The 21,208-nt window shown below is 56.4% G+C and carries 22 protein-coding genes; 8 read left to right on the top strand and 14 right to left on the bottom strand.

The genetic code is table 11. From position 1 onward, the window contains the following. Nucleotides 1–99 precede the first annotated feature (99 nt). Nucleotides 100–231, top strand: coding sequence for a hypothetical protein (locus tag OA238_RS34410; protein WP_085982727.1), 132 nt, complete (start codon nt 100–102; stop codon nt 229–231). Between the two features lie 14 nt (nt 232–245). Here OA238_RS34410 and OA238_RS03330 read toward each other — a convergent pair whose 3' ends face one another. Both OA238_RS03330 and OA238_RS03325 read right to left on the bottom strand, forming a co-directional pair. Continuing rightward, complete coding sequence (locus tag OA238_RS03330; protein ID WP_015494080.1) at nt 246–641, bottom strand: c-type cytochrome; 396 nt, start codon at nt 639–641, stop codon at nt 246–248. 303 nt (nt 642–944) lie between these two features. Further along, nucleotides 945–1,985, bottom strand: coding sequence for an IS110 family RNA-guided transposase (locus OA238_RS03325; RefSeq protein WP_015494079.1), 1,041 nt, complete (start codon nt 1,983–1,985; stop codon nt 945–947). Between the two features lie 167 nt (nt 1,986–2,152). Here OA238_RS03325 and OA238_RS03320 point away from each other — a divergent pair, with 167 nt between their 5' ends. Continuing rightward, entirely contained in the window at nt 2,153–2,830 is a 678-nt protein-coding gene (locus OA238_RS03320; RefSeq protein WP_015494078.1) for a hypothetical protein, read from the top strand. A 48-nt stretch (nt 2,831–2,878) separates the two neighbouring features. Here OA238_RS03320 and OA238_RS03315 read toward each other — a convergent pair whose 3' ends face one another. From OA238_RS03315 to proS, 5 genes are all read right to left on the bottom strand, one after another. Beyond that, entirely contained in the window at nt 2,879–3,520 is a 642-nt protein-coding gene (locus OA238_RS03315) for a DUF3047 domain-containing protein (protein ID WP_015494077.1), read from the bottom strand. Nucleotides 3,521–3,606: 86 nt separating this feature from the next. After that, nucleotides 3,607–4,566 (bottom strand): Ldh family oxidoreductase, encoded by a 960-nt coding sequence (locus tag OA238_RS03310; RefSeq protein WP_015494076.1) that lies wholly within the window; start codon nt 4,564–4,566, stop codon nt 3,607–3,609. Further along, complete coding sequence (locus tag OA238_RS03305) at nt 4,563–5,240, bottom strand: ABC transporter ATP-binding protein (protein WP_015494075.1); 678 nt, start codon at nt 5,238–5,240, stop codon at nt 4,563–4,565. Before OA238_RS03305 ends, OA238_RS03310 begins: the two co-directional genes overlap by 4 nt. Next, nucleotides 5,233–6,549 (bottom strand): ABC transporter permease, encoded by a 1,317-nt coding sequence (locus OA238_RS03300; RefSeq protein WP_015494074.1) that lies wholly within the window; start codon nt 6,547–6,549, stop codon nt 5,233–5,235. Before OA238_RS03300 ends, OA238_RS03305 begins: the two co-directional genes overlap by 8 nt. An 11-nt stretch (nt 6,550–6,560) precedes the next feature. Then, nucleotides 6,561–7,922 (bottom strand): proline--tRNA ligase, encoded by a 1,362-nt coding sequence (gene proS, locus OA238_RS03295; protein ID WP_015494073.1) that lies wholly within the window; start codon nt 7,920–7,922, stop codon nt 6,561–6,563. Nucleotides 7,923–8,107: 185 nt separating this feature from the next. Here proS and OA238_RS03290 point away from each other — a divergent pair, with 185 nt between their 5' ends. Genes OA238_RS03290 through OA238_RS03270 form a run of 5 tightly spaced genes read left to right on the top strand, consistent with a single transcriptional unit; the run spans nt 8,108 to nt 14,309 of the window. Next, on the top strand, nt 8,108–8,641 hold the full coding sequence (locus OA238_RS03290) for a fasciclin domain-containing protein (protein ID WP_015494072.1): 534 nt from the start codon (nt 8,108–8,110) through the stop codon (nt 8,639–8,641). Between the two features lie 26 nt (nt 8,642–8,667). After that, a complete protein-coding gene (locus OA238_RS03285; RefSeq protein WP_015494071.1) occupies nt 8,668–9,795 on the top strand; it encodes an AI-2E family transporter in 1,128 nt (375 codons plus the stop codon). Between the two features lies 1 nt (nt 9,796). Further along, nucleotides 9,797–10,468, top strand: a complete 672-nt coding sequence (locus OA238_RS03280) for an HdaA/DnaA family protein (protein ID WP_015494070.1) — start codon at nt 9,797–9,799, stop codon at nt 10,466–10,468. 39 nt (nt 10,469–10,507) lie between these two features. After that, entirely contained in the window at nt 10,508–12,691 is a 2,184-nt protein-coding gene (locus tag OA238_RS03275) for an RNA degradosome polyphosphate kinase (RefSeq protein WP_015494069.1), read from the top strand. A 49-nt stretch (nt 12,692–12,740) separates the two neighbouring features. Beyond that, complete coding sequence (locus OA238_RS03270; protein WP_015494068.1) at nt 12,741–14,309, top strand: Ppx/GppA family phosphatase; 1,569 nt, start codon at nt 12,741–12,743, stop codon at nt 14,307–14,309. 200 nt (nt 14,310–14,509) lie between these two features. Here the strand turns inward: OA238_RS03270 and OA238_RS33450 are convergent, their stop codons facing one another. From OA238_RS33450 to scpA, 6 genes are read right to left on the bottom strand one after another with little or no spacing between them, the layout of a single operon-like run. Beyond that, nucleotides 14,510–14,674 carry a hypothetical protein gene (locus OA238_RS33450; protein WP_245581431.1) on the bottom strand — a complete coding sequence of 55 codons (165 nt, stop codon included), beginning with the start codon at nt 14,672–14,674 and terminating at the stop codon, nt 14,510–14,512. A gap of 36 nt (nt 14,675–14,710) precedes the next feature. Then, nucleotides 14,711–15,712, bottom strand: a complete 1,002-nt coding sequence (locus tag OA238_RS03260) for an endonuclease/exonuclease/phosphatase family protein (protein ID WP_015494067.1) — start codon at nt 15,710–15,712, stop codon at nt 14,711–14,713. Next, the gene (locus tag OA238_RS03255; RefSeq protein ID WP_015494066.1) at nt 15,709–16,395 is read right to left on the bottom strand and encodes a molecular chaperone DjiA; all 687 of its coding nucleotides are present in this window, start codon (nt 16,393–16,395) and stop codon (nt 15,709–15,711) included. The genes OA238_RS03260 and OA238_RS03255 overlap by 4 nt, the downstream gene beginning before the upstream one ends. Before the next feature lie 31 nt (nt 16,396–16,426). Then, nucleotides 16,427–16,900, bottom strand: a complete 474-nt coding sequence (locus OA238_RS03250) for a GNAT family N-acetyltransferase (protein ID WP_044037851.1) — start codon at nt 16,898–16,900, stop codon at nt 16,427–16,429. Continuing rightward, nucleotides 16,900–17,496, bottom strand: coding sequence for a VOC family protein (locus OA238_RS03245; RefSeq protein ID WP_015494064.1), 597 nt, complete (start codon nt 17,494–17,496; stop codon nt 16,900–16,902). The genes OA238_RS03250 and OA238_RS03245 overlap by 1 nt, the downstream gene beginning before the upstream one ends. A 3-nt stretch (nt 17,497–17,499) precedes the next feature. Then, a complete protein-coding gene (gene scpA / locus OA238_RS03240; protein WP_015494063.1) occupies nt 17,500–19,629 on the bottom strand; it encodes a methylmalonyl-CoA mutase in 2,130 nt (709 codons plus the stop codon). 288 nt (nt 19,630–19,917) lie between these two features. Between scpA and OA238_RS03235 the strand changes: the two genes are divergently transcribed. Further along, the gene (locus tag OA238_RS03235; protein WP_015494062.1) at nt 19,918–20,385 is read left to right on the top strand and encodes a DUF4174 domain-containing protein; all 468 of its coding nucleotides are present in this window, start codon (nt 19,918–19,920) and stop codon (nt 20,383–20,385) included. Nucleotides 20,386–20,389: 4 nt separating this feature from the next. Here OA238_RS03235 and OA238_RS03230 read toward each other — a convergent pair whose 3' ends face one another. Further along, nucleotides 20,390–21,205: a hypothetical protein gene (locus OA238_RS03230; RefSeq protein WP_015494061.1), complete on the bottom strand. Its 816-nt coding sequence runs from the start codon at nt 21,203–21,205 to the stop codon at nt 20,390–20,392. Nucleotides 21,206–21,208 lie beyond the last annotated feature (3 nt).

Below are 21,208 nucleotides of genomic sequence, written 5' to 3'. Positions count from 1 at the left end.
TGACGTGCCGACAAGGACACATCAGGCAACCCTGCCCTCCGACTGGCATCGACCCAGCGCCGCAACCGTGGCGCGGGAATCCGATCAGGAGAACTCCCCATGTCCAAAGGTACAGGCGCCAACAAGCGCGAAGTCAAAAAGCCAAAAAAAGAGAAGGTCAAAGTCGCTGCGACGGCTAACAGCAATGCCAACAAAGACGGCATCATGATCGCGGGTAAAAAGGCGAAATAGGCCAGCGCGACACCCTATTCCTGAATCGTCTCCAGATACGTTGCCAGTGCAAGCAGGCGCGCAGGGATGGGTGTGCCCAAGCCGTCTTCTTCGACAATGATCGTCGGCCCCATGTCGCCAGCGCCGAATTCCGGCATTGCGTCGCTAAAGTGGGGTCGACGATCAAATCCGTCGATCACACCCAGCACGTAGTCGCGTGGGAATGCGCCCCCATTGTTTGCCGCCAAAACGGTCAGATCTGGGGGCATGATCGACAACTGCCGCCCTAGTTCCCCCATACCGCGCGCGTCCGTCCCGTGGCACGATGCGCAATTGGCTTGGAACAAGACCGCCCCAGCCTCGGCACCCACGTCCAATTCTTGTTCAACACATCCCACCAAAAGCAGCGGGGCAATCCATAGGGTTTTCATTTTGGCATCCTTCTGTTTCGGCCCAATCTAGCAATGCCTCCGTGCAGCGCTTTGATCCAGATCAGCTCTCTGTCTGTGGTTAAGTCAAGGGTGTTAGGTTCTGTGTCTTCCGGGTCCGTGGTTCTCTACGAGGTCAGGGATTATCCTGCCTCCTGATGGCGTACGGGACTGATCTGCCAAAATGTCATTCACGAGGTTGGGATTTGCCCACCTCAGCCGCTTTTCTGGCTCGATCTGCCTCCGTCCCGGAGGACGTCGAACCTACCCCTTGTCTCTCGGGCAGGTATTCAAAATCTCAATCTCTCAGCTGGCGCCCCCCATTCCAGGCTCAAACACGGTTTCGTTTCGCCAGAGGCAATGTAGGAGGACAGCAATTTTCCGGGAGGCTGCCACGGCTGCTTTCTTGTGCCCTTTGCGCTCGGCTAACTTTGTTGCCCACTCTTTCAAACGAGAGGACTTTCTCGTGCAACTGATCAATGTTGATGCGGCTGAGTATAATAATCGGCGCATATCACAATCACCGCATTTGGATATTTTACCCGACCAATCCACCTCGCCCGATTGATGGCGTTTTGGTGTGAGGCCAAGGAAAGCCCCAACATCGACCGATTTCCTGAACCGTTTTTCATCATCCAGTGTCGCGATATATGCCAACGCCACGATGGGACCAACTCCTGGTACGGTCATCAGTCGACGCGCCAGCTCACTTTCTCGCGCCATCATCCTTACTTGGTCGTCCAGCGCATCTCTGGCAATGCAGAGTGTCTTGTGCAGAGGGATGAATGTTTCTGACAACAGCGCAATCGCCGGATCCGTATCCGCCGCAGCTGCGAGCTGATCTCGAAAGTCCCTTCGCAACTTCCCCGTTCCAACCGACGTCATGCAAACACCGAACACCTTGAGAACGCCACGTACATGACCTTCAAGATCCTTACGCATACGGATCAGCCGCTCGCGGGCACCAATGAGAACGCGCACGCGCTCCGATGCCTCGCTGCGGATATGGACCTGAGTGAACCAACCCGTTCGCGCCAACTGAGCCAGTCCTTCAGCATCGCCCTGATCGGATTTGTTAATGCGCCCCGACAACGCTTTGTGCGCGAGACGCGCATCTATGCAAATGATCGGCACGCCGCGTTTCTCTAACTCACGGGTCAACCAAATCGCTAGAATGCCGCTCTCATGAACAACCCGCTCTACGTCAGGCGCGTGCTTTGAGATAAAGTTCGTGATCAAATCTGGATCTGTTGAGATATCCGTGCGCGCCGCAACAACGCCCTTGTCATCCATAATACAAATCGACGTTTCTTTGACGGACACGTCCAATCCAACATAATATGCCATTGTCGTTCTCCTTTGTGGCTGCTTCATTGAGGCCAGTATACTGTACCTCGTTTGCCCAGGAGAGCGGCATCCACAGACACACCATGTCATTCGGGACCCATACCGTTTCTAGGCGCTGTGCGCAGATGGTACTTTGCACCAAGCCAGCGCGGGCATATCTTTGATCCATGCGGATTATCCTCGCCTTTTTGCTCTTGTCGGCCTGCGCACGCGGCACGACCGATACGGAGAACCTCCTGATCGGTCAAATTATGGGCGACACGTTAAACACCAGCGACGTCAGACTGTTGGAGGTCGGCGTCATCGGCGTGACCACGCGCATTTACCCCGCACGGCCACAGATAACCTGCCGCGAAAAGATCGCCCCACCACCGTCCGGCCCAACCATCCGAACCCGCACCGCGGGTGCCGTGGCGTGGACCCACGTTTTGACCAGCCCTGATTGGACCGTGCCAGACTACGTAAGCGGTTATCCTGAAGGGATAAATCTGGTTGGCGCGATGTATTTCGCCCATGAAATGACCCATGTCTGGCAATGGCAAAACCGTGCCGTCACAGGCTATTCACCGTTTCGCGGATTGGCCGAACACAAACCCGGGATTGATCCGTATCTGTTTGATCCAGCTGAAGAAATCGACTTTCTTGCGATGGGGTATGAACAACAGGCCTCCTTGGTCGAAGAATTCATCTGCTGTCGCACATTGGCCCCTGCTGCACCGCGAACTGAAAGGCTTTATCAAGCGCTATCCGCAGTGATGCCCGTGCAGCATCCAACACAAACGCCAAGACCCGTTGAGGTTTTGGGTGTCCATGAAGATGCTGATCTAGTTGGTATTTGTGATTAACGGAGGGTTTTATCAACGGCACGCTAACGCGCCGTTCACATCCATTCATTAAAGAATAGCCAGATCGGAAACCGACGCGCGGATCATTGAATTTGTGTCATCACTGTCCGCAGACACCGCAATACCGACCAATGCGCCCGGCACATCGCCAAATGCCGTCGCGAAATCATGGTCAAGATCGACGCTTTCGGAATTGCGACCAGTTCCAGCCTGACGCAGGATCACATTGGCGCCCTGACCGGGGGCATAGGGCGATTGCTGCACGTCGCCGCGTGAATGATTGCCGCCCCAGACGTATTGCAGGATGCGCACGTTGGGGTTGCCGTTCAGCTGGCGGATGTTGGCATTTTCCATATTGACGGCGTCGGCCTCTGGTAGAAATACGAAGTAGACGGAAATATTGCGGTCATCGCCGCCCTTAAGCCGCAGATCCGTCGCCGGAACGGATTGATCGACCGCCCAGTTCCACGACGCAACACGCGCACCCCAGTCGCCGCGACCAGTGCGGGTCCACGCCAGCGACACTGCGCCATCAGACACAATATCGAGGGAGCCGCCATTAAAGGAATAATCGTTGGAGCTAAACAATTGCAGCCGTTGTTCGCTCCAACTGCCACCGAATGAGATCAGGCCGGCCGTGACAGGCGACGCCGCAATAACCAGCGGCAAAGCAAGGGACAGAATACGCATGGGAGACACCTTTTGTTTTCGTTGGTCGTACGTTGTCCTTAAGAAACGAGTGACCTCAATAAAAGGTTCGACCAGTCACGTGTTTGTCAGCACATCGCGAGTGCGCGTGATGCCGACCAGAGCGCGTCCGCCACATCAATTTGTGTCATCGGCTGGCGGTTTTGACCCGGAATGCGCGCGCCGTCCTGTTCTGCGACCGCTTGTGCGACGCGCGACAAGCGTGCACCAAAATCTGCGCCCGGTTCGATCAAAATGTAAAACTGTCCAAGGTCGTGCGGCTTGCCGTTTGCTACCTTCAGGCCACTGACATCCAACGAATTTACCGATCCCGTCATACCTGCCGCCAGCACTTCAGCCATCAATCCAAAACCCCAGCCTTTGTAGCCACCAGAACTGACCAGCGCGCCTGAAAGCGCTGCGGTCGGGTCAGTTGTGGGCGTTCCATCTGCGTCCACAGCCCAGCCAAGCGGGATCTTTTCGCCCGCCACCTTGGCCATAGTAATTTTGCCCAAAGCCACTGCTGACGTTGAAAAATCCCAGTGCATGCCACCGTTCGGAATGGACATTGAAATCGGGTTAGTACCGATCACCGCCGCTTTGCCGTTGGGGGGCGCCACGACCGGTGACGCGTTGGTAAACCCGATCCCGATCAGTCCTGCGGCTGCGATTTGTTCGGTGAAAAACCCGAGCGATGTGCAGGTATGTGCATGAGCAACAGCCAGCGTCGCGGTGCCGTTTTCGCGGGCGGCGGCAACAGCGAGCGGCAAGCCACGGCTGAACGCCGGCTGCGCAAATCCGTACCTTGCATCCGCAATCACTTGGCCGCCTTTGGGGCGCGTGATGATAGGGTCGGCTTGTCCATCCACGCGGCCGGATTTCAACTGCGTGCAGTAGCTTTCAAGGTAGTAAAGCCCGCAAATGACGTTGCCAAATGCTTCGGCCCGCGCGACGGCCTGTGCCACCTCGCCCGCCTGCCAAGCGCCCGCGCCGTGCGCGACCATGGCGGCCTTTGCGATGTCCTCAATTTCGGAGACAGATACCTTCAAGCGATCAGTCCTGCGTCAAGCCTGACAATGCGATCCATGCGCCCCGCCAGTTCCAAATTATGTGTCGCGATCAGCACCGAAAGCCCCGACGATCGCACCAGTTCCATCAACGCATCAAACACCCGGTCCGACGTGCCAGGATCAAGGTTGCCTGTCGGTTCATCCGCCAACAAAAGTTTGGGTTTGTTCGCCAAAGCACGACAAAACGCAACCCGTTGTTGTTCGCCCCCCGACAGTTCCGCAGGGCGATGATCGGCGCGGGTTTCAACACCGACACGGGTCAGTAAATCAACGGCATGCGCTTGAGCATCAGCTTGCGCAATCCCGTTCGCCAGTTGCGGCAGCACAATGTTTTCAAGTGCGCTAAATTCCGGCAAAAGATGGTGAAATTGGTAGATAAACCCGACATCGTTGCGCCGCACCGCCGTGCGTTTGCGATCGCCGAGTTTGGTCATATCTTCACCGCCAATCGCCACGGTGCCGTCGTCCGGCGAATCCAGCAATCCTGCGATGTGCAGCAGCGTTGATTTACCAGCACCTGACGGCGCGACGAGGGCCACGACTTCCCCCTTAGCGACTTGCAGGGATACATCCTGCAGCACCTGTACTTCGTTCGGTTTGCCCATGTTGTAGGCCTTTTTAAGCCCCTCGACCTTTAGCGTGACATCATTCATAGCGCAGCGCCTCAACAGGGTTCATCCGCGCCGCGCGGCGGGCGGGAAAGATCGTGACGATCCAGCTAAGCGACAGGGATAGCACGACAGCCTTGAGCACATCGTCGAGTTCCAGTTTCGCCGGAATCGTATAGATGCCGCGAATTGACGGGTCCCAAACGCCGCCCCCAGCGACGTAATTCACCAGTGCGAAAATCTGGTCGATGTAGACCACAAACAGACATCCCAGCACCACGCCAAGGATCGTACCAACAGTCCCCAGACCCGCGCCGCAGATAAAGAAAATCCGCAAAATCGACCCCTCGGTCAGACCCATTGTGCGCAAAATTCCGATATCGCAGCCTTTGTTTTTCACCAGCATAATTAGCCCACTGATGATGTTCATTGACGCAATCAGCACAAGGATTGCCATGATGACGAACATCACATTGTCCTCAACAGTCAGCGCCCTCAGGTATGCGCCTTCGTTGTCTTTCCAGCTGTACAAAAACGCCTCCGGCCCTAGTGCGCGGTACAGCGGGCTGATCCAGTCTTCGACGCGATCCGGGTCGGCGACGTAGATCTCAATCTCGTCGTGGACCCCGTCGCGGCTGTAAAACGTCTGGGCCTGTGCCAGTGGCAGATAAACGCGGCTGATATCGGTGATGTAGCGACCCGTTTGGAAAATATAGACAACATCAAATGTGTTGCGGCGCGGGCTGCGACCAGCGGCGGTGTTGACCCCTTCGGCGGACAGCAGATTGATCCGGTCCCCAACACTGACACCAAGGTTGTTCGCAACCCCTGAGCCCAGCGCGACACCATTGGCGAAGTCATCAATCGATCCGGATGATTGCTGGGGGGTCAGAACCAGCGGAATGTCACGCAGATCATCGGGCGTGATGCCGTAGACCTGCACAAAGCTGCTTTGGGCGCCAACCGTTGCCAGACCTTCGCCGCGAATAATTGGTGCGGCGCGGGTGACGCCATCGATCGCGCGCAATTGCGCCGCAAGTTCGTCGCCATTGGCAATCGTATCGACGCGGCGGGTGACATCAACCGATTGATCACCCTGCGTCACCGTCACGGTTTCCATGAAGTTCTGGCGCACGGTCAGGTGCGCATTGGCCCCGACAATCGTGTCAACGAAATCCGCACGAAAGCCGCTGCGCACCGCCAAAACGGCGATCAAAGCGAACACTGCCAGCGTTACGCCGATCAATGAAATCCACGTCATAATGCTGACGCCGCCTTCTGCACGCTTGGCGCGAATATAGCGCCACGCGATCATCCATTCGAAACGGGAAAAGGGGGCGGTTTTGCCTGCCATTGTGCTGCCTTTTAGCTTGATTTGCCGCGGCCCAAACCTTGGGCACGATAAATTTCGCCGATTTTGGCAATCGCTTGTTCCGGCGGCATCTCTTCACTTTCGCCCGTTTTGCGAGATGTAAGTTCGACAACACCGTTCTTTAACCCACGCGGACCGACGGTGATGCGCCATGGCAGGCCGATCATATCCATCGTGCCGAATTTTGACCCCGCGCGTTCGTCGCGATCATCATAAAGCGCCTCAAGCCCCAAGGCCGCAACAGCATCGTAAAGCGACTGACAGGCTGCGTCCGCGTCGGCGTCACCTTGTTTCAGGTTAACGATACCGACGTGGAACGGCGTCACGCCCTCGGGCCAGATGATGCCCTTGTCGTCATGACTGGCTTCAATGATTGCGCCCAAAAGTCGCGACACGCCAATGCCGTGCGATCCCATATGAACTGCCGTTGGTTTGCCATCTGGTCCTTGCACAGTCGCACCCATGGCGTCGGAGTATTTGGTGCCAAAGTAGAAGATTTGACCGACTTCAATGCCGCGCGCGGTGCGCTGGCGATCCGCTGGGATTGCGTCAAACAAAGCGGGGTCATGGGTTTCGTCGGTGCGGGCATATTTCGTGGTGAATTCTTCCATTACATCAGCACACTGCGCCACGTCATCATAATCAATTTCACGGTTCCCAAAGGACAGCTCCGTCACGGCGGCGTCGTAGAACACCTCAGATTCACCAGTGTCTGCCAGCACCAAAAATTCATGCGTGTCATCGCCGCCAATCGGGCCTGAAGCCGCACGCATCGGGATCGCCTGAAGCCCCATGCGCTCATAGGTGCGCAGGTAACTGACCAGATGGCGATTGTAGGCATGCATCGCATCTTCTTTAGTCAAATCAAATGTGTAGCCATCTTTCATATAAAATTCACGGCCCCGCATGACGCCAAAACGCGGGCGGCGTTCGTCGCGGAATTTCCATTGAATCTGATACAGCGTCATTGGCAGGGATTTATAGCTCGCGACGTGACTGCGGAAGATATCCGTCACCAGTTCTTCAGCCGTAGGCGTGAACAAAAGATCGTTGCCATTGCGGTCTTTGATGCGCAGCATTTCATCGCCGTAAGCTTCATAGCGCCCGCTTTCTCGCCACAAGTCTGCCGACTGGATCGTTGGCATCTGTATCGCGATGTGACCAGCGCGTTCTTGTTCTTCGTGCACGATCTGCTCGATCCGCTTGAGAACCTTGAACCCCAACGGAAGCCAAGAATATATCCCCGCGCTCGACTGCTTAATCATTCCAGCGCGCAGCATGTACTGGTGGCTGACGATCGTCGCATCGCGAGGTGATTCTTTGAGGACGGGCAGGAAATAGCGACTCAAGCGCATGGGGATCACTTTCAAATATTGTTCAAGGACGTCTAACAGACACCCGTGCAAGGGCAAGTCGCACGCGCTACGTTCGCGAATGGATCAAATAGTTCAACCTGTCACAGTGGCGTTAAGGACGTGACCCAAAGTCAAATCCTCACCGTATCCCTGATACACAACGCAAAAACAAAAGGGATACTGTCATGATACATCTGAAAACAATGGCCGCTGCGGCCACGTTCGCGATTGCTGGAGCGGCCGCTTCTGCCCGGTCCATTACAGAAATCGCGGCCGGCGATGAACGCTTCACGACTCTGGTCGCGGCAGTGACTGCGGCAGGCTTGGCTGACACGCTCGCGGGCCCATGTGCATTCACGGCTTACGCGCCCATAAATGCTGCCTTTGACACCCTGCCAGAGGGCACGGTCGAAACGCTCTTGTTGTCCGAAAACAAAGGCCAGCTAACCAACATCTTGTTGTACCCAGTAGATGACCGCGTCTTGATGGGTGGTGATTTCCCAGCTGGCTCCACCTACTTCAAACCAATCAATGAGGCCGAGCGCCTGTGCATCACATCCGCTGACGGCGGCATCACAATCGCAGACGGCACCGGCGAAATGGCGGCCATAATCATAGCAAACCTCGAGGCCGACAACGGCGTTATCAGCGCCATTTGGGCCCCGCGCAAAATGCATGGGGCCTTTTTGTTGCAAAGGCGCCAAGGCTGCGCCAATTAGGTGGGGCAAAGCGTGAGAGAGACATCATGGCCCTACCGTCACAAAAACAGTTCCAATACTGGGGTATCGCCGCCGCAGTCTTCGCCTTTCTGCTCTGGGCATTGGGCGCCGTGCTGACCCCGTTCATCTTGGGCAGTGTGATTGCATATTTTCTTGACCCTATAGCGGATCGCTTGGAAAAGTGGGGTCTGAGCCGCGTTATGGCCACCGTCGTCATTACATTGTCGGGTGTTTTGATCTTCTTCTTGCTTTTCTTGCTCGTGGTCCCGACGCTAATCGGGCAGTTGGGCCAGCTTATCAGCACGATTGGTGAGATCATCCAAGACTTGCCGCAGACCTGGGTTAGCCTCAAAGAATGGCTGTCAGGTCGATTCCCGAATTTGGATCTGGACGGTACATTTATGTTGGATCAGATGACGTCACTGGGCAACGCTGTCCAGTCGCGCGGTGGCGATCTTGTGGCGGCTTTGCTCAGCTCTGCGCAGGGGCTGATCAACGTGGTTGTCTTACTGGTAATTGTGCCTGTCGTGACGTTTTACATGCTGATGGATTGGGACCGCATGGTGGCGCAAGTCGACAATCTTTTGCCGCGCGACCACCAAGAAACTGTGCGTGACCTCGCCCGCCAAATTGATCGCACATTGGCGTCTTTCATCCGTGGTCAAGGCACCGTCTGCGTGATCTTGGGTACATATTACGCTGTCGCCCTGATGCTTGCCGGACTGAATTTCGGCCTCATCGTCGGATTCATCGCGGGTTTAATTTCGTTCATCCCCTACATCGGCGCCTTGGTCGGTGGTGTGTTAGCCATTGGCCTTGCCCTGTTCCAATGGTGGGGCGGCACAGAAGTTATTGATGGCGAAACCGTGCAACATAGCATCAACTGGCTGCGCATCAGCATCGTCGCTGGCGTTTTCGCCTTTGGGCAATTCTTCGAAGGCAACATTCTGACCCCGAAATTGGTTGGGAATTCCGTCGGTTTGCACCCTGTTTGGCTGATCCTCGCGCTGTCAGTCTTTGGCAGCTTGCTTGGGTTTGTTGGAATGTTGGTCGCCGTTCCGGTGGCTGCCGTCATCGGCGTAGTCGCGCGGTTCTTGATCGCGGAATATAAATTGGGGCAGTTGTATAAAGGCCATGTCGGGAAAGACGGCTAAGATGGCACGTCAAATGGCCTTTGATCTGCCCACAAATGTGCGGCTGGGCGCGGCGGATTTCTTTGTGTCGGACGCAAACACGCTGGCCTATGTTCTGATGCAGACCCCACAAACGTGGTCCAACAACAATCTGGCGATCATCGGGCCCGCGGGGTCGGGCAAAACCCACCTCGCGCGGGTGTTTGCCGCCCAAAGCGGCGCAACAATTATAAACGCCAAGGACGTTCGCGCTGATACGGATCTGCCGAACAGCAATGTTGTCCTTGAGGACGGAGACGCGCTGCGCACAGATGGCGAAGAATGGCTGTTTCATGTCTACAATGCCTTGTCACGCGCAGGATTTTTTCTGCTGCTCACCTCTCGATTGCCCCCTGCCCGCTGGGACATCGCCCTGCCAGATTTGGCCAGCCGCCTGTCGACAATCACATCCGTTACAATTGACGATCCCGATGATCCGCTGCTAACGGCTGTACTTCTTAAACATTTTGCGGATCGCCAGCTTGCGCCGACACCAAATGCAGTGGCGTTTTTGATGAAGCACTTGCCGCGTTCCTTCAACGCCGTGCGCAGGATCGTCGATACCTTGGACCGCGAGGCTCTGGCCCAATCCAAACCCCTGACACGACCATTTGTGCGCGCGGTGCTGGACAGCATGCCCCATGATGAGGGATAGTGTCACCTTCCCGTCTTATTACCAAAGTATAGAGCACTGATGACACAGGCAGATTTTCTAAAGGCTGATTTCGCCGAACCACAAATGGTCGAAGGCGATATGACCGGCCCCGCACGGTTCTTTAACCGCGAACTCAGCTGGCTGGGCTTCAATTGGCGTGTGCTGGAAGAAGCTGAAAATCCGCGCGTGCCGTTGTTGGAACGAGTCCGGTTTCTGTCCATTTCGGCCACCAATTTGGATGAATTTTACACCGTTCGCGTAGCTGGCTTGCGCGAACTGGCCCATGCGGGCAAGACGGCCCCGTCGATGGACGGCCTGACCCCCGCCGAACAATTGACGCTTATCGATCAGAACACCCGCAGCCTGCTTGCCAACCAACAACGTGTTTTCATCAGCCTGCACCGCGAAATGGAACGTGAAAACATCACCATTCTGACACGCGCTGATCTGTCCGATGACGACCGCACATACCTGAAGGACGTTTTCTTTCGCCAAGTGTTTCCCGTGTTGTCGCCGCTTGCCATCGATCCAGCGCACCCCTTTCCGTTTTTGCCCAACGAAGGCTTCGCATTGGCGCTGGAACTGGAACGCAAGAAAGACAAGCGCGCGCTGCGGGCCTTACTGCCTGTACCGGCACAAATCGACCGCTATATCGCCTGCCCATCCGAGGATGGTCACCGGTTCCTCCCCCTTGAAGAACTGCTCATGGACAACCTTGATGGGCTGTTCCCGGGATACAAAGTCAAAGGTTCCTGCGCCTTTCGTGTGTTGCGCGACAGCGATCTTGAGGTTGAAGACGAAGCCGAAGACCTTGTTCGCGAATTTGAAGTTGCCTTGAAGCGCCGCCGCCGCGGTGAAGTCGTCAGCATGCGCGTGTCGGCAAACGCGCCCAAAGGGTTACGCAGCTTGATCATGCAAGAACTGCACGTGGCCGAAGACGAAGTCGTGGAAATTGACGGCGTCATCGGCATGGCCGACATTAACGAACTGGTGATCGACGCGCGCGCCGACCTCTTGTGGCCGCCCTTTGCGCCGCGGGTTCCTGAACGCGTGCAAGACCACGATGGCGATATGTTCGCGGCAATTCGCCAAAAGGACATGCTTCTGCACCACCCCTATGAGACGTTTGATATGGTTGTGCGGTTCCTCAAACAGGCGGCGCTTGACCCTAATGTTGTGGCGATCAAACAGACGCTGTATCGCACGTCCAAACAATCACCCATCGTCGAAGCCTTGTGCGAAGCGGCTGAAGACGGCAAGTCTGTGACGGCGCTGGTTGAGCTCAAAGCGCGCTTTGATGAAGCGGCCAACATTCGTCAGTCGCGCCGTCTGGAACGCGCAGGCGCGCACGTGGTGTACGGGTTCATGGACTTGAAAACACACGCAAAAATATCAACTGTGGTGCGTCGTGAGGGCGACGAGTTGGTCACCTACACCCACTACGGCACGGGCAATTACCACCCAATCACGGCCCGCATTTACACCGACCTGTCCTTATTCACTTGTGACGCAGCCCTTGGGCGCGATGCCACAAAGGTGTTCAACTACCTGTCGGGATATGTGCAGCCAGAAAACCTCGAAAATCTGTCAATTTCGCCGCTGACATTAAAGAAAAAACTGCTCGACCTGATCGCGGCTGAGGCAGACCACGCAACCGTCGGAAAGCCCGCCACAATCTGGGCCAAAATGAACAGCCTCGTTGAACCCGACGTGATTGACGCGCTTTATGCCGCATCCCAAGCAGGCGTGAAAATTAGCCTTATTGTGCGCGGTATTTGTGGGTTGCGCCCGGGTATCAAGGGCCTAAGCGAAAACATTCGCGTCAAATCCATCGTTGGCCGTTTCTTGGAACATTCGCGGGTTGTGTGTTTTGGCAACGGCTACGGATTGCCTGCAAAAAAGTCCCGAGTCTTCATTTCATCTGCCGACTGGATGAGCCGGAATTTGAACCGGCGGGTCGAAACCCTCGTTGAAATCACCAACAACACTGTCAAAGCCCAGATCGTCAGCCAGATCATGGCTGCAAACCTCGCGGATGTAGCGCAAAGCTGGATCATGGGACCGGACGGTAGTTTCAAACGCGCAGATGTTGAAGACGGGACATTTGCGTTTAATTGCCATCGTTTTTTCATGGAAAACCCGTCTTTGTCGGGGCGCGGATCTGCCGGTGCGTCCGACGTGCCACAGCTTACGCATACAGAAGATAAGCAGACGCCTGATTGACTCGACTTTGGCCGCTGGCCATGGTCGAGACAAGCGACGGGGGACGAGAATGGACGCACGCGAAACCGCTGATGACACGATTGACTGGGGTCCCTTCGGGCGGCCGATCTTTAACGATCCCAAAGCGCGCGCGCTGTCGCGGGTCGGTGTGATCGACGTCGGTTCAAACTCCGTCCGTCTGGTGATTTTTGACGGTGCAGCGCGCAGTCCGGCATATTTCTACAACGAAAAGATCATGGCCGGTCTTGGCGCAGGTATGGCGGAATCCGGCCGTTTGAACCCCGAAGGCCGCGTGCGTGCATTGTCCGCAATCCGCCGATTTGTCGCGCTGGCCAAGGGGCTTGATATCGGGCCGCTGACCGCCGTGGCGACCGCCGCCGTGCGCGAAGCCGACGATGGACCTGAATTTCGAGACGATGTGTTGCGCGAGACGGGCCTGAAAATCTGGGTGATTGACGGTCAGGAAGAAGCGCGATTGTCAGCCCAAGGCGTCCTGCTGGGTTGGCCAAGCAGCTACGGTTTGGTCTGTGACATCGGCGGTTCGTCGATGGAATTGGCAGTCCTGCTTGAAGGTCGCGTCGGGCGGCGCGTCACGTCCGGCCTTGGTCCACTTAAACTGCGTGAGATGACCAGCAAGAAGAAACGCCGCGCCTTTATCAAGGATACGGTTGACGATTTATTCACCAAAATGGGCGAAGAAACCGGCAAGCGGTTGTTTCTTGTCGGCGGGTCTTGGCGTGCGATTGCGCGCATTGATATGGAACGCCGCGGCTATCCGCTGACGGTGCTGCACGAATATCGGATGACACCGGGACGTGTGTCCAAGACATTGAAATACATAGAACAAAGTGATCTGTCGGAGCTGCGCACGCGCTGCAACATATCAGACAGCCGCATGTCGCTGGTGCCCTACGCGGTCCATGTGCTGCGCGATGTGGTGGCACGGTTCAAACCCAAAGACATTGCAATTTCCAGCTACGGCATTCGCGAAGGCATGTTGTACGAACAAATGCCGTCCGAATTGCGCGAACGTGATCCACTGATCGAAGCCTGCCGATTCGCCGAAGCCAAAGACGCCCGTTTGCCGGGGTTCGGGCGCACGCTGTATTATTTCGTCATGCCGTTGTTTGGCCGCGCCAGTGCGCAGCGCAAACGCATCATCCGCGCCGCCTGTCTGCTGCATGATGTCAGCTGGCGCGCCCACCCCGATTACCGCCACGAAGTCGTCTTTGACAATGCGACACGTGCCAACCTTGGCGGGCTGAAACACTCTGAGCGGGTGTTCCTCGGGATTGCTTTGCTGCACCGCTATACCAACAAACGTGACGGATCGCGTTTTGAACCGCTGTTCGGTCTGCTGGACCCGCATGATCAGCGCAGCGCCGAAGTTTTGGGCAAAGCCATGCGGTTGGGCGCAATGTTGTGGATCAAGGCGGATGAACAGCCCGGAACATTAAAATATTCCGCTAAATCTGACCAGCTTGAACTCATCCTCAAAGAGGCCGCGTCGCCGCTGTTTGGTGAAGTCGCGCGCGCACGTCTGGACTCCCTCGCCGCGTCGCTGGGGGCGGACGTCACCGTTCGGGTCAAAGGCGCGCGGCGTGTAAAAGCGGACTAAAGGTCGATGCTGTCGCCATCATCGATGGGCGGACTGTACTCCGGCGCATCGGGGCTGCGGCGTATGATGATGTCACCGTTTGGCAGTATCTCCGGCCTCTCATAATATCGAACAGAATCAAGGGCTTGAATCAACTCCAGGAACGCTGGTCCCATCTCGAACGCCAGCATGTCCAGCGCTAGCTGCAATTCCTCAGCCAACTAAGAAAAGTTGTCAATGGCGGGCTCCATCTCTGCGATGATGCCACGAAACAGCAGCTTTGCGCCTTCCTCCATCAATGAAAACCCATCGTCAATCTCGCTCTCTTGTTGGGCGGATGCGGACAATGGCAGGACAAGGCAGGCAGCGAGGATGATATGTTTCATACACTCAATATAGAGCGCGCAAACCGGATTCTCAACTCAAAGCGGGATGTCTAACACCACGGGGAAATGATCTGAGGCTGTCAACAACGCTGCACACAGGTCTTTGTCAGCAAAGCATTTGGGGTCATCAAACGGGTGCATGATTGCCCATTCGGCGCCCATCGTCCGCACGCCTTGCGAAACCATGATGTAATCCAGAAGGGCTGACAAAAATCGCCTGTCAGGACCAACTGTGAACCGCGCCGTCACCGGCACCGCACCAATGCGCTGCGACAACGCCATGCGCGCATGCGGATCAAACAGCTGCTCACCCTCACCTTCGCCCAGCACAATTTCGACCCCGGACCGTCCAAACAATTTCTCGTACTCATCCAAGCCGGGGCCGTCGTTAAAGTCGCCCAAGACGATCAAATTGTCCTCTGCCGCCAGATGTGCCTCGACCCGCCGGCGCAACCAAATGCACTGCGCCAATTGTTTGCGCCGGTTTGCAATTGATATCCGCATGACCTCGGCGTCCGTTTTTGCACCGTGGGGGGCTTTGGATTTGGCATGTACGCCGATCAGTCGGAAATCCGTGCCAGACGTATGCGTCACGGCGAGTTCGAGGGGAGGCTTGGACCAATGGACGTCCTCCGCTTCCGCATCCACGTTGAGATCCATCTTGATCGCGCCGTCAAAACGCGGCGCGCCATCTTCGCGTGGATCGTGGCGCACATTTAACACATCAGGATCATACAGAAACAGAATTTCCTGTTGTGTATCATTGACATAGCCAATGATAGCCTTGCGCGCCCTGAGCCCGAAACGTGCGGCAAACCCTTCAAGCGCTGCTGCGCCGTCGCGCTTTGCGTGGCTGTCTGGCCCTTCGATGACCATGATACCATCTGCGTCCAATGCTGCAAAAACCGCGCCCAACGCGGCAGTCTGCTGCGCGCGGGTCACATCCCAGCGGCCCGACCAGCGATCATCGTCGTACAAGTTACCAGCATTGTCGAAAAGGTTCGAAAACCATTCAACATTATAGGTGGCGATCTTCACGCGTTTTGACGTTCGTTAATCTCGTCCCACGCGCGGTTGATCGCAACCATCCTTTTTTCGGCCATCTTCACCGCTTCTTGCGGCACCCCGCGCGCCATCATCCGGTCCGGATGTGTATTGCGCACCAATTGCCGCCACGCCTTGCGCATGTCTGCCATTGGCGTGTTTGGGCTGACACCCAACACATCATATGGATCACGGTCGGCATCAGGAACGAACTGCGCGCGCAGCCGTTTGAATTGCACATCGGGCAGCCCAAAAATTTGCGCCACACGGTTCAGGAATGCATCCTCATCCGGGTGATAATAGCCATCTGCAAGGGCAATATGAAACAGCCCTTCCATCAAATCACAAAAGGGCGCGGTGCGATCATCCCCATACATCGCCTTGATTTTATGGGCATAATCCTCAAACCCAGCGACGTCAGTGCGGGCAAGGTTGAACAGGCGACCTGCATTCCGTTCCTCGCCTTTGGGAATTGTAAATACTTCGCGAAAGGCGGCGACTTCATCGCGGGTGACCTGTCCGTCTGCCTTTGCCATTTTTGCGCCTAGGGCGATCACCGCAATCGCAAACGCGACAGAGCGTTCGGGCGGCGTGCGCAGGTTCGCAAAAACATCCGACAGGCTTTCGCCAGCGGTCAGCGCAGACAGCGCATCGGTTATTCGGGTCCAAATCGACATGGAGCGACTCTAACCAATTGTGCGCTGGATGTCAGAGCCGTTTTTGCATCAAAACAAGATCCATCCAGCGTTCGAACTTTCGCCCAACTTCCGGCAACACTGCGACGGTTTTGAACCCTAGCGCACTGTGAAACGCCACACCTGCGGAATTTTCAGCGCTCACGCCTGCCCAAAGCGTATGAACCGCCGCCGCGCGGGCATGATCCATCAAAGCCCGCATCAACTCCCGACCCGCGCCCCGCCCCGACGCCTCAGGCGCAAGGATGATGGTGTGTTCCATCGCGTGCGCATAGCCAATTCCGCCGCGAAACTGGTCATAACTGGCAAAACCTACAGTTTTTCCTTCGGCTTCAACCACCAGGAAACACGGTCGCTGCGCGATCAAATCGGCGATTTCATGATCGGATTTGGGCACCGAATTGAATGTCACCACCGTATCCAAAATCTGCGGATTCCAGATCGCTGCTATCGTTGCCGCGTCTTCGGACGTTGCCGCGCGTACGATCACAATGTCACCACGCCGCGCGGTGTTTCAAACGCCGCGCTGAGCTGGATTTCCTGTGCGCCGACAAATCGAACACGCGGGTCCGTCAACTTACCTGAAAGCGCATTTTTAATATCATCTGCCTGCGGATGGGCAATTGTGAGGGTCTGCAGCGCGCAACCGGACGGGGCAAGACTGCGACCAGGTGGTGTATCGGTGTGCCAGTGCAAAACTGTTGGAAAGCCACCGTCCAAGGGCACACTCCCGTCCGGTGGAACGCCCATATCCCAGCGCAAATCACCACGCTCCATCGCCACTTTGCGCATGCCATAGACCATAAATTCGTGGAAATCATCCGGTTCGCAAATCCAGTTCACCAATCGAGGTGGGCCAGAAAACTTGTCCAGCCCGAACCAACGCGCACCATCACAGCTCGCGTTCGGATCGGCGGCGATGACTTCTAAATACAGCCCGTCCGCCAGCCCCAAAAGCCGATTGTGCGTGGCGTATCGCGCGTGTTTGCCGCCTGCCTGAAACGACACGCCAAGCCGGACTTCGGCCCAAGCAACGCCGTCTTCAAGCGTCTCAGCCGCAATCGCGAGATGATCTAGCCGCAAAGCCTAAGGCTTTCGGGTCGCACGGATCAAACGCAGAATATCGCGCGCCGCATCGGGGATATTCGTGCCCGGTCCAAAAATTGCCTTAACGCCAGCTTTCATCAAAAATTCATAGTCTTGCTGCGGGATAACGCCACCACAGATCACCAGGATGTCCTCAGCGTCGGCCGCTTTCAGCGCTTCGATCAGCTTGGGGGCCAGTGTCTTATGACCTGCTGCTTGGCTCGAAATTCCGATAACATGCACGTCGTTGTCTACAGCATCCTGCGCCGCTTCTTCCGGCGTTTGAAACAAGGGTCCGACGTCCACATCAAACCCGATATCGGCAAACGCCGTCGCAATGACTTTGGCACCGCGATCATGCCCGTCTTGGCCCATTTTTACGACCAAGATGCGCGGGCGGCGCCCCTCGACTTCGGCGAAGTCTTCAATGTCTTTCTGGATCGCGGCGAAGCCTTCATCGCCCTCATAGGCAGCACCGTAAACGCCCGCCAATGTCTTTACCTCTGCGCGGTGGCGCCCAAATACCTTTTCCATAGCCATGCTGATTTCCCCGACAGATGCACGATGACGGGCCGCATCAATCGCGGCCTCTAACAGGTTGCCGCCGTCGCGTGCGCGGCGTTCAATTTCAACCAATGCCGCGTCGCAGGCCAGCTGATCGCGGGTTTCGCGCAGCTTTTTCAGGCCCGCAACTTGGCCGATCCGCACAGCGTCATTGTCGATGTCCATGATGTCGATGGGGTCTTCTTTGTCCAATCGATACTTGTTCACCCCCACGATCACTTCTTGGCCACGATCAATCATCGCTTGGCGTTTGGCGGCAGATTCCTCAATCCGCAGCTTTGGCATGCCGGACGCCACGGCTTTGGTCATGCCACCCATGTCTTCGACTTCTTGAATGATTTCCCATGCCGCGTCTGCCAGATCAGCGGTAAGCTTTTCGACGTAATACGACCCCGCCAGCGGATCAACGACATTGGTGACGCCTGTTTCCTCCTGCAAAATCAACTGCGTATTACGTGCGATGCGGGCTGCAAATTCCGTGGGCAAAGACATCGCTTCGTCCAGAGCATTGGTGTGCAAGGATTGCGTGCCGCCCAAAACGGCTGCCATCGCCTCATACGCGGTGCGCACCACGTTGTTGTAGGGGTCCTGTTCCTGCAAGCTGACACCGGACGTCTGGCAGTGTGTGCGCAGCATGCTTGAATTCTCGGACTTCGGTTCAAATTCCGCCATGATACGGGACCACAACAAGCGTGCGGCGCGCAGTTTTGCGGCCTCCATGAAGAAGTTCATACCGATTGCAAAGAAGAACGACAGGCGCGGTGCGAACTTGTCCACATCCATGCCCCGCGCGATTGCCGTGCGCACATATTCGCGCCCGTCCGCCAACGTGAACGCGAGTTCTTGTACTAGGTTCGCGCCCGCTTCTTGCATGTGATAGCCGCTGATCGAAATCGAATTGAATTTCGGCATCTCGTCGGCGGTGAATTCGATGATATCCGCGACCAACTGCATCGATGGTTCTGGCGGATACACATAAGTATTGCGCACCATAAATTCTTTCAGGATGTCGTTCTGGATCGTGCCAGACAGCACGGAACGGTCGTGCCCCTGTTCTTCGCCTGCGACGATAAAACTCGCGAGGATCGGGATCACTGCACCGTTCATCGTCATCGACACACTGACCTTATCCAGCGGGATACCGTCAAACAGCACTTTCATGTCCTCGACGCTATCAATCGCGACGCCAGCCTTGCCGACATCGCCAACCACACGCGGATGGTCGCTGTCATAGCCGCGGTGGGTCGCCAGATCGAAGGCAACGGAAACGCCCTGCTGTCCCGCCGCCAATGCCTTGCGGTAGAACGCGTTGCTTTCCCCAGCCGTTGAAAACCCAGCGTACTGGCGAATGGTCCACGGGCGGCCCGCATACATCGTGGCTTTGACGCCACGGGTGAATGGTGCTTCCCCGGGAAGCGAGCCGAGGTGATCAAGACCCGCGATATCGTCCGCACCGTACACCGGCTGGACATCGATCCCTTCGATGGTTTTCCACATCAAATCATCCAGTGGCCTGCCGCGAAGTTCAGCTTGCGCCCGCTCGGCCCATTCTTTTTTCGATCCCATCAGTTCGTCCTCTCAAATTCACCGCGTCGGGGACGAAGTGCATGTTTCTTTAGCCCTGTCAGGGCGCGTTGCGGGTGGTGGCCACCCGTGTGGATATCCGTGACAAGATCGCGGGCAAGCCCATTGTCATCGGCAGTCGGCCACACAAAATCGCGGCTCGGAGGGCCATGATCGTGATTTTGGCGGGGCGTTGTGATGGTGGCGATGTCAGATTTGTTATGGGCAATGAACGAATTGCCCTTAGCCTTTCGGCTCCCGCCCCCTATATCGGGAATGAAGGGGAGTTCTATGATCCGAATTTTAGCTATAATTTCTTGGGGTTTGGCGGCCACTGTTGCGGTCGCGCAGGAGGCCGAGGTCACGTCCGCTCCTGTCTTGTGGAACGATGACAGATCGATCGCTTTTGATGCTGCCTCACTGGATATCGACGATTTTATTTGGCTGGCACGTCCGGTTGTTGTCTTTGCAGACAGCCCCGATGACCCGCGATTTCGCCAGCAAATGGATATGCTTTCCGCGCGGCCTGACGAATTGGCTGAACGCGATGTGATCGTCGTGACCGACACCGACCCCGACGCGCGAAGCGATTTGCGCCTGCGCCTGCGACCGCGCGGGTTCATGTTGGTGATCATGGGCAAGGATGGTGAAGTCGAATTGCGCAAACCGGGACCATGGAGCGTACGTGAAATCAGCCGAACCATCGACAAGATGCCGCTTCGCGAACAAGAGGTCGATGACCGCAGGGCGCTGCCATAATTTATCATTCGGGGTTGCCTCCGACCCAAAGGATGTTCCCCGCTGACTGCATTCGCCTAAGGTGGCGATTATAGCGGTGCGACAGATGCTTTCGTTCTTCGCTTGAAAAAACAGTCGGGCGCGCTGTCGTTAACTTGCGGGCATTCACTTTTCCTGTTGGCATCACAATTTGATCCGCGCGAAGCCCCATAATTTGCGCGCAGATTTGCGCACCGCTCGACACCAGATGCTCTTGTTGCCACATCATCACCTCAGCATCTGGCCAAACCTTACGCGCGGCGTTCGCAACCTCCAGCCAGCCGCGTTTATGATCCATCAAAGTCGCGCGCGCGCGCGCAAGGTCGGGAACATCGCGGCCCGACTGCGGTTGATAATGATAGGCAGACGTCCAAACAGCGCCGTATTCGCGCACGCCCAAGGCCACCCGCAGGGGCGACATTGGCAAAAGACTGTCAAAAGACGCCAGCCGATGCGCTACGTCCGGATAAAACACGCCAGTCTGAAAGTTGTTTCGCATCCCACCGATGAAATTTTCCTCCGACAGGATTAGCGTGTGAATGCCTCGGTCACGTTCCTTGGCCACATCACGCGCGATAAGGGACGCCAACTGATCCAGCCCAATCGCTGCGGTTTTGTCGATAGGTTCCATGTCTTCATCCAGTCGCTGCGTGGCAACCTGAAACCCCGGAATGTCGCGCAAACGGCGGGGCCCCCACAGCGCCACACCACAATCAGGATGCGTCGCGATTGTCGCCGCAAGCGACTGCGCGACCATCGTCGAGCCAGTGCGGTGCGCGCCGATATGCAGGACAAGATCCAAAAG

The organism is Octadecabacter arcticus 238, from assembly GCF_000155735.2.
Taxonomy (GTDB): Bacteria; Pseudomonadota; Alphaproteobacteria; order Rhodobacterales; family Rhodobacteraceae; genus Octadecabacter; species Octadecabacter arcticus.
Note: the sequence above shows the minus strand (reverse complement) of the source record. Positions and strands in the feature narration are given on the sequence as shown.

Excerpts from the sequence above, each read along its gene's own strand:
- OA238_RS34410 (WP_085982727.1), top strand. The coding sequence starts at position 100 with ATGTCCAAAGGTACAGGCGCCAACAAGCGCGAAGTCAAAAAGCCAAAA.
- OA238_RS03330 (WP_015494080.1), bottom strand. The coding sequence starts at position 641 with ATGAAAACCCTATGGATTGCCCCGCTGCTTTTGGTGGGATGTGTTGAA.
- OA238_RS03325 (WP_015494079.1), bottom strand. The coding sequence starts at position 1,985 with ATGGCATATTATGTTGGATTGGACGTGTCCGTCAAAGAAACGTCGATT.
- OA238_RS03320 (WP_015494078.1), top strand. The coding sequence starts at position 2,153 with ATGCGGATTATCCTCGCCTTTTTGCTCTTGTCGGCCTGCGCACGCGGC.
- OA238_RS03315 (WP_015494077.1), bottom strand. The coding sequence starts at position 3,520 with ATGCGTATTCTGTCCCTTGCTTTGCCGCTGGTTATTGCGGCGTCGCCT.
- OA238_RS03305 (WP_015494075.1), bottom strand. The coding sequence starts at position 5,240 with ATGAATGATGTCACGCTAAAGGTCGAGGGGCTTAAAAAGGCCTACAAC.
- OA238_RS03300 (WP_015494074.1), bottom strand. The coding sequence starts at position 6,549 with ATGGCAGGCAAAACCGCCCCCTTTTCCCGTTTCGAATGGATGATCGCG.
- proS (WP_015494073.1), bottom strand. The coding sequence starts at position 7,922 with ATGCGCTTGAGTCGCTATTTCCTGCCCGTCCTCAAAGAATCACCTCGC.
- OA238_RS03290 (WP_015494072.1), top strand. The coding sequence starts at position 8,108 with ATGATACATCTGAAAACAATGGCCGCTGCGGCCACGTTCGCGATTGCT.
- OA238_RS03285 (WP_015494071.1), top strand. The coding sequence starts at position 8,668 with ATGGCCCTACCGTCACAAAAACAGTTCCAATACTGGGGTATCGCCGCC.
- OA238_RS03280 (WP_015494070.1), top strand. The coding sequence starts at position 9,797 with ATGGCACGTCAAATGGCCTTTGATCTGCCCACAAATGTGCGGCTGGGC.
- OA238_RS03275 (WP_015494069.1), top strand. The coding sequence starts at position 10,508 with ATGACACAGGCAGATTTTCTAAAGGCTGATTTCGCCGAACCACAAATG.
- OA238_RS03270 (WP_015494068.1), top strand. The coding sequence starts at position 12,741 with ATGGACGCACGCGAAACCGCTGATGACACGATTGACTGGGGTCCCTTC.
- OA238_RS33450 (WP_245581431.1), bottom strand. The coding sequence starts at position 14,674 with ATGAAACATATCATCCTCGCTGCCTGCCTTGTCCTGCCATTGTCCGCA.
- OA238_RS03255 (WP_015494066.1), bottom strand. The coding sequence starts at position 16,395 with ATGTCGATTTGGACCCGAATAACCGATGCGCTGTCTGCGCTGACCGCT.
- scpA (WP_015494063.1), bottom strand. The coding sequence starts at position 19,629 with ATGGGATCGAAAAAAGAATGGGCCGAGCGGGCGCAAGCTGAACTTCGC.
- OA238_RS03235 (WP_015494062.1), top strand. The coding sequence starts at position 19,918 with ATGATCCGAATTTTAGCTATAATTTCTTGGGGTTTGGCGGCCACTGTT.